Raw genomic sequence first — 12516 nt, 5'->3', positions numbered from 1 at the left:
CCGGACCCAACCGTCCGCCGGTTGCCACAAGCGTCGGCGGCGGGGCACCCTTCCCGGTATTCGATTGATAGTAACTGATAGCAGGGAGCAAGGCAGTGAGCCGGCTGTACGGCGATCCCAATCGCGTGCGAGACGCGATGGAGGCCACCCCCACCCCGACCCCTCCGACCGGCATCCCCCCGATGACCCTGGCGCGCTGGACCCTGTGGGGTGTGCTGGCTGCCAACCTGTTGATCCTCGAAGTGGCCTTCTTCGCGTACGGCCAGGGCAAGCACCCGGTGCTGACCGTCGCCAAGTTCTTCGGCCTGCACGCCGCCATGATCATGATGCTGCAGTTGACCCTGGTGGCCCGGATTCCCTGGCTGGACCGGCGGCTCGGGATGGACCGGCTCACCGCCTGGCACCGATGGATCGGCTTCGGTCTGTTCTGGACCGTGATGCTGCACGCGGTGTCCGTGATCGCCGGCTACGCCACCCTGTACGACATGGGCTTCGGCGAGACGTTCCTGAGCCTGGCCGGGGTGACCGCCTCGCTGCTCGGGATGATCGCCGCCGGCATCATGATCGTCGTGGTCGGGGCCTCCATCCGGTACGCCCGACGCCGCCTGCCGTACGAGGCCTGGCACAGCCTGCACGTGCTGATCTACCTCGCGCTGCTGGCCGGCCTGGTGCACCAGTTCATGGAGACCACCACCTTCGACTCGGCCCCGGCCAACATCTACTGGTGGACGCTGTGGGCGTTGGTGATCGGGTCGCTGATCGTCAACCGGGTGGCCGTGCCGCTGTGGCGCAACGCGTACCACCAGTTCCGGGTCGCCGCCGTGGTGCCCGAGGCCGACAACGTGACCTCGGTGTACGTCACCGGCCGCCACCTGGACCGGCTGCCGTCGCGCGCCGGCCAGTTCTGCATCTGGCGGTTCCCCGGCCACAACCGCTGGTGGCAGGCGAACCCGTTCTCGCTGTCGGCAGCACCCGACGGGCGTTCCCTGCGGCTGACCGCGAAGGCCGCCGGCAAGACCAGCGCCGGGCTGCGGCACCTGAAGGTCGGCAACCGGGTCTTCATCGAGGGACCGTACGGCGCCTTCACCAACCTGCACCGCAAACTGGACAAGACTCTGCTGGTCGCCGGTGGTGTCGGGGTCACCCCGATCCGGGCGCTGCTGGAGGAGTCGGGCGGTTCGACGGTGGTGCTCTATCGGGCGGCCAAGGAGACCGACGCGGTGCTCCTCGGCGAGCTGCAGGGGCTGGCCGCCGCGCAGGGTGCGCAGCTGCACGTGCTGACCGGGCGCACCGGATCCGGGTCGCCGCCGAACCGGCCGTTCGACCCGGAGAACCTGCTCGCCCGGGTGCCGGACATCACCGAACGCGAGGTGTTCGTCTGCGGGCCGCCGGCGATGACCACCGCCGTGGTCGACAGCGTCCGGGCCATCGGCGTGCCGAACGCCCAGATCCACGCCGAACGCTTCGGCCTGGGCTGAACCCCGGGGCTCAGCCCTTCCTCAGAGAATCCTCAGATCTCCATCACGCGCCGTGTCCGGTCGCGGCCCGATGATCGTGGGACCCGTCGGCGGGTCGGCGGGTTCGACCCGGAAGGGCGCAACGAGGGTGAGCGACAGCGACGGCACCAGCGCGATCGTGATCGGTTCGGGGATCGCCGGCCTGATCACCGCCCGGGTGCTGAGCGACCACGTCGATCGGGTGACGGTCCTGGAACGGGACCGGCTGCCCGACGACGCGGTGCCGCGCCGGGGCGTCCCGCAGGGCCGCCACGGCCACCTGCTGCTGGCGGCCGGTCGACGGCTCCTGGACGGCTGGTTCCCCGGGCTGACCGGGGAACTGGCCGCCGCCGGTGCCGTCCCGCTGCACGGCGCCGACCTGGTGTGGCATCAGGGCGGCGGTTACCGGGCCCGTCCCGACCTCGGCTTCCTCGCCATGTCGGCGAGTCGGCCGCTGCTGGAGGACACCGTCCGCCGGTGCCTGCTGCGGCAGCGGCGCAACGTCACCGTCGTCGACCAGACCGCGGTTGACGGCCTGGTGGTCGCGACCGACCAGATCGCCGGGGTCCGGGCCGACAGTGCCCGGATCACCGGGGTCCGGGTGGACGGCGTCGAGCACCGGGCCGACCTGGTCGTCGCCTGCACCGGGCGCAACACCCACTTTCTGGACCAGTTGGCCGAGCTGGGCTTCCCGGCACCCGAGGTCGCGGCGGTACGGGTCGACGCGGCGTACGCGTCGCAACTGGTCCGGCGGGGTCCGGACGACCTCGACGGTGCCCTCGCGGTGGTGGTCGACGACCGGGCCGGCGGCCACCGGACCGGCACCATGGTGCCGGTGGAAGGCGACCGTTGGCTGATCACCATCGGCTCCCGGCACGGTGAGGTGCCGCCGAGTGACCCGGGCGAGTTCGAGACCTTCGCCCGGGAGCTCCCGTCGTCCACCATCGCCGATGTGCTGGCCAAGGCCGAAGCGCTCAGCCCGGTGCTGACCCACCGGATCGCCACCGATCAGCGCCGGCAGGTGGAACGGCTGCGCCGCACCCCGGCCGGGTTCCTGGTCCTGGGCGACGCGATCTGCAGCCTCAACCCGATCCACGCGCAGGGCATGACCTCCGCCGCGCTGCAGGCCCGGGCGTTGGACCGGGCGCTGCGGCGGTACGGGCCGACCTCGCCACGGCTGGCCGGTGCCTTCTACCGTCGGGCCGGCCGGGCGGTCGACGTACTGTGGCGCACCGCCGTCGGGGCCGACTTCGCCGACCCCCGCACCACCGGCCGCAGGCCGGTCGGAACCGGCCTCGTCAACAGGTACAGGGAGCTGGTGTCGCGGGCCTGCCACACGTCGCCGATGGTGGCCCGGCAGGCGCTGCTGGTGCAGCATCTGCTGGCCCGGCCGGCGTGGTTGGCGACTCCGGCGATGATGCTGCGGGTGCTGCTGGCCACCCGACGTCGGCCGGGCCGGCCACCGGAGAGCACACCCTCCGGCGACCGGCCCGGCCGCAGGTCGACCAGTAGTGGCGGCCGCCGGTCGCGATCAGCGGCGACGGCCACCCGGGCCGATCAGTAGATCGTCACGTCGTACTCGTCGACCGCCTCGCGGACCGGCTGGTAGAAGGTCGTGCCGCCGGTCCGGCAGTTGCCGCTGCCGCCCGAGGTGAGGCCCAGCGCGGTCGACCCGGAGTAGAGCGGACCGCCGGAGTCACCCGGCTCGGCGCAGACGTCGGTCCGGATCAGACCGCGGACGACTCCGCTGCCGAGGTAGCGGACCCGGGCGTTGAGCGCGGTGACCGTACCGCTGTGGGTGCCGGTGGTCGAACCGGTGCGGGTCACCGACTGCCCGACGAAGGCGTCGCCGACGCTGAATCCACCCGGGTGGCTCTGCGCCGGGTTGTCGTAGCGGACCAGCGCGTAGTCGTCGCCCGGGAAGCTGTAGTCGATGGTCGGGCCGATCAGGTTGGTCTGTGCGGAGTTGCTGTACCAGGTGCTGACCACCTCACCGCAGTGCCCGGCGGTGAGGAAGTAGTAGGTGCTGCCACTGACGGCGTTGAAGCCGAGTGAGCACCGGCCGCCGCTGCCGTAGATCGGGTCGCCGGAGGAGACCAGCCGGGTGAAGACACCGGACGTACGCTCCACCCGGATCGCGCCGGCCTTGCCGCGCGCGGTCCGCCGGATCTTGGCGATCTCGGCGCGGGAGACGCTGGTGTCGGCGGTCACCACGACGCGGCCGGAGGCGCTGTCGACGTGCCAGGCGATCCCTTCGACGCCGGAGGCTTCCACCAGGTCGCTGACCTGGGCTAGTTCGCTGGCGGTGTAGACGACCGGGGCGGCTGCCCCGGCGGATGGCAGGGCGAGCGCGCCGGCGGTGAGTACGCCGACGGTGACGGCGAGCAGCCGGGTTGCCCGGCTGGTCGTGTGGCTGATCCGCACTGTTCCCTCCTGAATGGGACTGGGGATCTCAGGCTTACTGGATATTGACAGTTTTGTTCTATGTCGATGTTGATGCAAGCGCTAACATGGCAAAATTACTTAGACAATAGCAAATATGAAAAACAATTCTGGCAGTTGTCTGACTTGCCGGGGTCCCGCCCCGGTCAGAAGGTGGTCCGGTCGAGGTCGGCGTCGGCGAGTCGGTCCAGCACCATCGTCCAGGTGGTACGCAACGCCCGCAGCCAGCCGATAGTCGCCGCACCGCTGCCCGCCCAGCGGATGTCCGCACGGTCGTGGGGCGTGCGACTCTCGACGTGGTCGATGGCAACAGTCCACCACCAGCCGATGTGCCAGGTGAGCCAGGCAATCGTCGGCACCGGAGTCGGATCCGGTTCGCTGTCCGCCCAGTCCGGCACCCAGCCGTCGTCGTCGGACGGCCGCAGTGTCCAGCACGCCGGTGCCGACTCGGCGAAGGAGGACGACATCGGCTGATCATGTCACCGTCAGTCTGGTGTCCAATGAACTACTGACACTGACCGTCTCCTGCTTGAATTTGCGACCATTCCACAACTGCGGATCCTGGTAACGTTCCGAGTCGAGCCCAAATCGATGCATATCGATCTTGGTGTTCATTGTGTCGATCCAGTTCTCGTCGAGAGGATCACGGATGTCCCGTCCTGCCCGCCTCGCCCGACGCGCCCTCGTCGCAGCGGTCGCCGGTGCCCTTGTCGCCACCCTCACCCCCGGCACCCCGGTCTCGGCCGCCGACCGACCCTTCACCTACCAGGTGACCCCCGGCACCGCGCAGTGGCGCGCGTTGAGCAGCCATCAGGAGATGGTCGACGCCGTGCAGATGCCGGACAAGACCGCCGCCGCCTTGCGGACCCCGCTGCTCGTCGACGCCGTCCTGGCGTACCCGCTGCTGCCCGACGCCCTGGCCTTCAACAGCGTCCAACAAGGCTTCGAGACCGTCACCGCACGCTTCACCGGACTCCAGGAACTGCTCCGCCGCCCCGACGCCGGCCAGGAACTGCTCAAGCGCTACCGGACCATGGATGTCGCGGCCCGTAGCGGTGAGTCCCTCGCCGACGCCGGCGACCGAGCCCTGGCCGCGTGGAAACTGGAGACCATCCTCGCCCAGCCGCAGGTGCTGGCCACCCTGACCACGGCACAGTCCACGGAGTTGCTGCACGTCGGACTCGCCGTACACCGAGCCAAGCAGGCCGACGCCGCGACGTACGGCGAGGCCGGCCTGGAGCCGACGGCGGTGTTGCTGGGCCGCGCGCTCGCCACCCGGGAAGGCTGGGACTGGACCCGCTCGGAGTTGCTGCGCGAAGGCCTGCAACTGCGGCCGGGCGCGGTGGAGACCACCGTCGCGGCCGTACGGGCACACCTGGCCGACCCCAGCGTCGCGCACCCGGTCAGCGACGGCCTCGGCACACTGGACTACGCCAGCACCGTCTACACCCCCAACGGCTCGGCGGTCTCGGTGATCACCATGACGTACGAGCTGACCAGCGCCCAGATCACCAGCGCCAACAACTACGTGGCGACCAACTATCCGTCGGCCACGCGGGAACGCAACGCGTCGCGCAAGTACAACTGCCACTCGTACGCTTGGTACAGCACCTCGAGCGCGAACGACCGGTGGATGAACACCCCCGGGGACGACCGCTACTGGCAGGACGGCAGCTACACCCTCTGGCACCCGCCGTACATCTGGTTCGCCAACATGAAGCTGTCGTACGCCAGTGACGACCACTCCGGCATCTGGGTCGGCACCGGCAACTACGTTCGGTCAAAGTGGGGCCAGCTCGGCCTGATGTACCACTACTGGAACTACTCCCCGTACAGCAGCGCCACCACCAACTCGTACTTCCCGTCCTGACCGACCCGCGGAGCCTGAGTAGCAGCAGCGACGTGCCTGGCGGGAACGGATCCCGCCAGGCACATGGTGCATGCCGGCCGCTGCCTACTCGTAGCGCAGCGAGTCGACCGGGTCGGCCCGGGCCGCCCGCGACGCCGGCAGCGTGCCGGCCAGGAACGCGATCGCCATCACCAACAGGATGATCACCGCGATGGAGACCGGCTCGAAGGCGATCAGCGTGAGCCCTGGCAAATCCGCCAGGAAACCGCCGGCCAGCGCGCTGCTGATCGCGGTGCCCGCCGCGATCGCCAGCACCGCACCGATCGCGCTGCCCAGGAAACCGATGACGGTAGCTTCCAGGCTGAACAGGCCGAACACCTTGCCGGAGCCCATGCCCATCGCCTTCATCAGGCCGATCTCGCGGGTGCGCTCCTGCACCGACATGAACAGCGTGTTGACGATCCCGAAGCTCGCGGCCAGCAGCGCGATCACCGCGAAAGCGTTCAGCACCCAGACGATGCCGTCGATGACGGTCCGGAACGCGCCGAGCTGGTCGGCGACCGTACTCCCGGTGTAGCCGGCGTCGGCCAGCCGGTCCTTCAACGCGCTGATCTGCTCGTCGGTCGCGGCCGGGTCGAACCAGATGCTCGCCTGGGCGTACCGCTGCGCCTCGGCGGCAGGGATGCCGGTGTTCTGCGCGTCGAACAGCGCGTCGGTCAGCGCGTCGTTGGGCACGACGCCGTTCCCGGTCGCCAGGGTCTCCTCGGCCACCCCGACGATCGTCGCCTCGATCACCTGCTGGGTGCGCTGCGCGTCGGTGACCGCGATCGAGACGGTCTGCCCGACCGCCGCCGCGTCGTCGGTGAAACCGAGCGGTTCGACGTACGACGTCGGGAGCGCGAGCTGCAGTTGCGACGACGAGCTGTCCGGCTCGGCCCCGGCCGCCAGCGGGGTCCGCTGCCCGGCGACCAGCCCGCCCACGTTCACGACGTACCGCGTGCCGCCGCCGACCTGGATGTAGTCGGCGCTGATCGACCTGGTGGCCTGGACGTCGAGGACGCCGTCGATGCCGGCCAGCGTGTCGAGGTCGGCCGGGGTGAGCGCGACGACCGTCTGCCCGGGCGGCCCGTCCTGCCCGCTCGACACCCTCGCCGGGTCGTACTCGGCCGGCCCGGCGTCGGCGGCACCGAACCCGCCGTCCTGCTCCGAGGTCTTCACCACCGCCATGACGTCGGAGGCGCCGATCGCGGTCACCGTGTCGTCGATGTACGCGTTGATGCCGGTGCCCAGCCCACTGGTCAGGGTCAAGGTAAACGCGCCGATGAAGATCGCCAGAATCGTCAGCAGCGTACGGGTCTTCGACCGGAAGGTGTTCGCGGTGGCCGAACCGACCAGATCGGAGATCTTCACGCCGGCACCGCCGCCAGATCGTCGACCAGCTGGCCGTCCCGGACCAGGATACGGCGGTCGCAGCGCGACGCGAGCTCCTCGTCGTGAGTGACGACGATCAGCGTGATGCCGTTCTGCCGGTTGAGGCCGAAGAGAATGTCCTCCACCACGGCGCCGGTCGCGGAGTCGAGGTTACCGGTCGGCTCGTCGGCGAAGATGATGCGCGGGTTGTTCACCAGCGCCCGCGCGATCACGACGCGTTGCTTCTGCCCGCCGGAGAGATTCGACGCCTTGTTCTTCGCCTTGTCGGCGAGCTCCAACTGCTCCAGCGCTGCCATGCCGCGCCGTCTGCGTTCGGCCCGTCCGACGCCGGCAATTTTCATCGGCAGTACGACGTTGTCGAGCACCGAGGTGTTCGGGGTGAGGAAGAACTGCTGGAAGACGAACCCGAACGTCTTGTTCCGGGTCTGGTTGAGGCGGCTGCCCCGCAGCGTACGGGTGTCGACGCCGCCCAGCGTGATCGTGCCCGACGTCGGGGCGTCCAGCAGCGCGAGAATGTGCATCAGGGTCGACTTGCCGGATCCGCTCTTGCCGAGGATCGCAACGCTCTCGCCGTCATGAATGTCGAAGTTGACTCCCTTCAGCGCGTCGAAACTGTTCGCGCCCCGACCGTACGTCTTTCGTACGTCGACAGCCGAGATGACAGGGCTTTCCATCGGACTCCTCGTATTCGCCGACCAGGCCGAATTCCGGCTGGTGTCTCCATCGTCGTCGGCGGTCCGGTTCGCCGCGTCACTCTGTGGCGGGCATTCGCGTACCGCGTTCGCGGTACGGGGGAATACCGCGCCAGGTGGACCTGCCTGGTCACGGCGGCCGGCAGACTGGGGCCATGACGACCACTGCGGCCGGGCCGGCGGACCCGAGGCACCGGCGTCCGCGCGTACCGCCGTGGGTCGGTGACCTCGTCGCGGCGGTGATCATCGTCGCGACGGCGCTCACCCCGTTCAAAGTCCCCGAGCACGAGGCGGCCGGACCGGTCACCGTCGCGCTGGCGATCGTCCCGGCCGTGCTGCTGCCGCTGCGGCGGCGCTGGCCGCTGCCGGTGCTCGCCGGCTGTATCGCGATCTACGGTCTGGTGGCGGCCACCGGGGCGCTGGAGCCGGGCGTGGTGCTCGCCGTGTCGATCGCCATGTTCGGGGCGGCGAACCGCACGGACCGGCGGACCACGCTCACCACGGCCTGCGCCGCCGTCGTCGCGACGACCCTGCTCAACCTCCTGACCGCGATCGGGAGTGTGTTCGATCCCCGGGCGTTCCAGGTCACCGTCATGGTCGCGTTCGCGGCTGCCGCCGGCGACGCCACCCGCTCCCGGCGGGAGTACCTGCTCGCCATCATCGAGCGTGCCGAACGGGCCGAACAGACCCGCGAATCGGAGGCACGGAGACGGGTGACCGAGGAGCGGCTGCGAATTGCCCGTGACCTGCATGACGTCGTCGCCCACCAGATCTCGGTGATCAGCCTCAACGCGGGGGTGGCGTCGTCGGCGCTGGAGTCCCGCCCGGAACGGGCGCAGCAGGCCCTCGGCGTCATCCGGGGCGCTGCCCGGACCGTGCTCACCGAGATCGGCGACCTGCTGCGGGTGCTGCGGACCGAGGACGACGACCCCGCCAACGGGGCGGCGACCGCCCCGCAGCCCGGCCTGCACCGGCTCGACCAGCTGGTCGCCGGCTTCACCGGGGCCGGGCTCCACGTGTCGCTGCGGACCGAAGGGGACCTGTCGGCGGTCAGCGGCGCGGTCGACGTGGTCGCCTACCGGGTCGTCCAGGAAGGTCTCACCAACGCCCACAAACACGGCGCCGAGCACCGCGCCCACGTCCTGATCGAGGTCGACGCCGACCGGGTCCACGTGGTGGTCACGAACCCGGTGTCCGGTCGATCGTCCGACGACCGGCCCGACGTGCCCGTGCCCAGTGGCGGGCACGGCCTGGTCGGCCTGCGGGAACGGGTCGCCTCGGTCCGCGGCGTCGTCGAAACTGGCCTGTCCCCGGGCGGCTACCGGCTCGCCGCCACCCTGCCACTGCCCAAGGAGGATCCCCGGTGACCAGCGTGCTCGTCGTCGACGACCAGTCACTGATCCGGCAGGCCGTGACCGACATCCTGACCGACGACGGCGGGATCAGCGTCGTCGGCGAGGCCGTCAACGGTACGCAGGCCGTCGGGCTCGCCGGCTCGCTGCGCCCCGACGTCGTACTGATGGACATCCGGATGCCGGAGCTCGACGGCATCGGCGCGACGGCGGCCATCTGCGCGGATCCGGCGCTTGCCGACACCCGGGTGCTGATCCTCACCACGTTCGAGGAGGACGAGTACCTGGTGGCGGCGCTGCGGGCCGGCGCGAGCGGCTTCATCGGCAAAGGAGCGGAGCCGGAGGAGATCGTCCGGGCGGTCCGCGCGGTGCACGCCGGCGACGCGCTGCTGTCACCCGCCGCGACCCGCAGCCTCATCGAGCGGTACGTCCTACCGGGTTCGGGTCCGGGCACCGCCGGCGGCTCGCTTGCGGTCCCCGAGAGTTTCGGGCAGCTGACCGACCGGGAACGCGAGGTGCTGCTGCTGGTGGCGCGCGGCCGGTCGAACCAGCAGATCGCCCAGGACCTGGTGATCTCGCCGCACACGGCAAAGACCCACGTCAACCGGATCATGACCAAGCTGTACGCGCACGACCGCGCCCAACTGGTCATCCTCGCGTACGAAAGCGGCCTGCTGACCCCCGGCCTGACCTGAGCTGGACTTCCCATGATCGGATGCGCGCCAGCTACTCGACACGCCGGACGCGTAGCAGCTGGCGCGCATCCGATCATGTGGCACGCGTGACGGATCAGAGGTTGTTGAGGCGCGTCACCGTTGTCGCGGTGTCGCCGCGCGCGGCGCGTCGTCCGGCGGCCGCTGCCTCCTCCGGGGTAGCGCCACGATTCATCGCTCTGGCCACGGCTGCGGTGCGCTGCTCTTCGATCTTCCTGCTACGCCTCTTCGTGAACCAGCTCCAGACAGACATCCGCTGGATCTTCCCGGAAGCCGGAGAGACCAAACCCTGGCTGCTCCCGCCGGCCCGACGTAACCTCAGCGTCGACCTGACACCGGTCGCCGGGCCGGGGAGGGCCGACTACCGGCGGACGAGGACGACGGTTTCGTCGACGAGCCGGGCGCGGGTCGCCTGGTAGCCGCCGGCTGCGATCGCCTTGCTCAGCGAGTTCGACTGCGAGTACCAGTACCCCGAGCCGGTGCGGGCCGACGGTGCCAGCGGACCGCCGATGACGGTTTCCAGCTCGTCGAAGGTGACCGACAGCGATGCGGCGTCCTGCTCACGTAGCCAGTCGGTCAGCGGCCGGTACTTGCCGGTCAGCGCGATGGACTGGCCGGGAGCCGACTCCTCCTCGGGTTCGTCGACCTCCCCGGCTGGCACCTTCTCCTTCTCTGCCGTGGCCAGGGCCGCGACGGCGGCGCTGACGGCCGGTGCCGGCCAGATCTGGATGATCCGCTCGATGAACTCGGCGGTCCGCTGGCGGATCTGCTCGACGTCCCAGCCGTGCGGTGCGGTCAGCACGATATCCGCGTTGATCTTCAACGTGGTGTGTTTCTGCAGCTCGGTAAGCTTGCCGGTGTCGGCGGCACCGACCGACTGGGCCTGCTCGTCGGTCCATGGCCGGTTGGACATGGACGGGTTCAGCTTGTTGTTGACCAGGGTCAGGTTGCCGATGGTGTGCAGCAAGGCGGCCCGATCAGTAGCCAACTCCTCGGTGAGCCCGGCGGTCCAGTACGTCTGCCACCCCTGCGGCAGCAGGTGCTCGATGGTGAGATTGCGTGGGCAGTGCGGCTGCTCGCTCTTGGGGGTACGCCGGTGCTCCTCGACTGCTTCCAGGACCATTCGTAGCCGGGCCCGCAGCAGCGTCCGGTAGACCGGCGCTGTGGTCAGCGCCTCGCGTACCTGATCGTCGGAGGGCCAGAACCGGGAGTCGGCCCGCTGTCCGGCAAGGAAGGTCTCGGTGACGTCGCCAGCGGTCGCCGGGCCGGTCTCGTCGAGCTTGCGCAGCAGGTCGAGAGTCAGCCGGTTGATGTCCTTGCTGGTGAGCCGGCACAGCGCCCGGCGCACCAGCCAGCTTTCCAGCGCGGCCAGTGCCTTGTCCCGCTGGACGGTGGGCAGCTCCTGGTCGGTCCAGCGCAGCAGCCACAGCAGGACCGGGGTGACCACGGCCGAGTCCATCGCCTGCAGCACCCGGTAGCGGAACCTGCCGACAGCCGAGCCGGCCGGCCACTGCTCCAGGGCCGCGTAGTTGGCGGCGTCGCGGGACAGGTCGGCGAGCAGCGCCGGCAGTTCGAGCTGGTCCGGCGGTGTCGGTAGATGCTCCTTGAAGGACAGGTAGAGACGGTCGGCCGGCACCTCTCTGAGGGTCCGGGTGATCAGCCAGTGGTGGAGGAAGATGTCGATCCGGGGCACGTACTGCCGGCCACGGGCGACCCGCAGCCGCCAATGGTCGGTGTCCAACTGCTCCCAGTGCTTGCGATACAGGCCAGCCACATCGAGCTGCCGCGCCTGCGCGATCTGGAAGACCAGGTTCTTGATCAGGTCGGCGGCGAGCAGCGGCATGCCCCGGCTGTTGAGGCTCTCGAAGATCACCTGGGCGTTGTCGCCCGGCTCCAGCTGGATCACCACCAGCTTCAAGTGGTCGCGCAGCGCCTGGGTCAGCGCCTGTAGTCGGGCAGCGGCCTTGTCCGGGTCACCGGTGACCTGGGACCACTCGGCGATCGCCCGGACGAAGAAGTCGTGGCCACGCACCAGCGCGGAGCCGGCCAGCTCCGCGCTGAGCGTGCCGTCGCCGTCCATAGCGGCCCGGAAGGTGTCCTGGTCGCGGTCGGTCGGCCAGACCTTGTACGCCTCCGACGGGTCCTGCAGGATCTCGGGCTGGTTGCGGACCAGGACCTGCAGCGCCTGAGCGTGCAGGGTGCTGCCGTGCTGTGCGGCGACCCGTTGCGCGGCGTTGAGCATGAGCTGCAGGGTGGTCAGCCGCTGCTGGCCGTCGATGACCTGACGCATCGTGAGGAAGCCGGGTGGGCCGGCGGGCTGGTCGAGCACGATCGCGCCGAGGAAGTGCGGGGCGACGGCCGGGGCGCCGTAGCCAACCGGTGCGGTCAGCACATCCTCCGCCACCCGGGCGACGTCTTCCCATAGTGGAGCCCATTGGTCCTGCTCGTTCCACACGTACGGCCGCTGGAACAGCGGCACGACGTGCCGGACCTGGTTGCCGAAGATTTCGGTCGGGGTGAGGGTGTGTGCCTGCATATCGG

10 protein-coding genes are annotated in these 12516 nt (G+C 69.9%); 5 read left to right on the top strand and 5 right to left on the bottom strand.

Going from position 1 to position 12516, the window contains the following annotated elements:
• Positions 1 to 125: 125 nt before the first annotated feature.
• Together ACN27J_RS20480 and ACN27J_RS20475 are read left to right on the top strand one after the other, a co-directional pair.
• Complete coding sequence (locus ACN27J_RS20480; RefSeq protein WP_421368605.1) at positions 126 to 1478, top strand: ferric reductase-like transmembrane domain-containing protein; 1353 nt, start codon at positions 126 to 128, stop codon at positions 1476 to 1478.
• A gap of 127 nt (positions 1479 to 1605) precedes the next feature.
• Entirely contained in the window at positions 1606 to 3060 is a 1455-nt protein-coding gene (locus ACN27J_RS20475) for an NAD(P)/FAD-dependent oxidoreductase (RefSeq protein WP_421368604.1), read from the top strand.
• On the opposite strand, the gene ACN27J_RS20470 is transcribed toward ACN27J_RS20475, so the two are convergent.
• Entirely contained in the window at positions 3054 to 3920 is an 867-nt protein-coding gene (locus ACN27J_RS20470) for a S1 family peptidase (RefSeq protein WP_421368602.1), read from the bottom strand. The two genes, ACN27J_RS20475 and ACN27J_RS20470, sit on opposite strands and share 7 nt — an antisense overlap.
• 164 nt (positions 3921 to 4084) lie before the next feature.
• Positions 4085 to 4405, bottom strand: a complete 321-nt coding sequence (locus tag ACN27J_RS20465; RefSeq protein ID WP_421368600.1) for a DinB family protein — start codon at positions 4403 to 4405, stop codon at positions 4085 to 4087.
• A gap of 182 nt (positions 4406 to 4587) precedes the next feature.
• On the opposite strand from ACN27J_RS20465, the gene ACN27J_RS20460 reads away from it, so the two are divergent.
• Positions 4588 to 5808 carry a hypothetical protein gene (locus tag ACN27J_RS20460; protein WP_421368598.1) on the top strand — a complete coding sequence of 407 codons (1221 nt, stop codon included), beginning with the start codon at positions 4588 to 4590 and terminating at the stop codon, positions 5806 to 5808.
• An 84-nt stretch (positions 5809 to 5892) separates the two neighbouring features.
• Here ACN27J_RS20460 and ACN27J_RS20455 read toward each other — a convergent pair whose 3' ends face one another.
• On the bottom strand, positions 5893 to 7197 hold the full coding sequence (locus ACN27J_RS20455; protein WP_421368596.1) for an ABC transporter permease: 1305 nt from the start codon (positions 7195 to 7197) through the stop codon (positions 5893 to 5895).
• Entirely contained in the window at positions 7194 to 7892 is a 699-nt protein-coding gene (locus tag ACN27J_RS20450; RefSeq protein WP_421368594.1) for an ABC transporter ATP-binding protein, read from the bottom strand. The genes ACN27J_RS20455 and ACN27J_RS20450 overlap by 4 nt, the downstream gene beginning before the upstream one ends.
• A 173-nt stretch (positions 7893 to 8065) precedes the next feature.
• On the opposite strand from ACN27J_RS20450, the gene ACN27J_RS20445 reads away from it, so the two are divergent.
• Both ACN27J_RS20445 and ACN27J_RS20440 read left to right on the top strand, forming a co-directional pair.
• Positions 8066 to 9277, top strand: coding sequence for a sensor histidine kinase (locus ACN27J_RS20445; RefSeq protein WP_421368592.1), 1212 nt, complete (start codon positions 8066 to 8068; stop codon positions 9275 to 9277).
• A complete protein-coding gene (locus ACN27J_RS20440) occupies positions 9274 to 9957 on the top strand; it encodes a response regulator transcription factor (protein WP_421368590.1) in 684 nt (227 codons plus the stop codon). The genes ACN27J_RS20445 and ACN27J_RS20440 overlap by 4 nt, the downstream gene beginning before the upstream one ends.
• Positions 9958 to 10336: 379 nt before the next feature.
• On the opposite strand, the gene ACN27J_RS20435 is transcribed toward ACN27J_RS20440, so the two are convergent.
• The gene (locus ACN27J_RS20435) at positions 10337 to 12511 is read right to left on the bottom strand and encodes a DUF262 domain-containing protein (RefSeq protein WP_421368588.1); all 2175 of its coding nucleotides are present in this window, start codon (positions 12509 to 12511) and stop codon (positions 10337 to 10339) included.
• Positions 12512 to 12516: the final 5 nt, after the last annotated feature.

It is taken from the genome of Solwaraspora sp. WMMB762 (genome assembly GCF_049179115.1).
Taxonomy (GTDB): domain Bacteria; phylum Actinomycetota; class Actinomycetes; order Mycobacteriales; family Micromonosporaceae; genus Micromonospora_E.
Note: the sequence above shows the minus strand (reverse complement) of the source record. Positions and strands in the feature narration are given on the sequence as shown.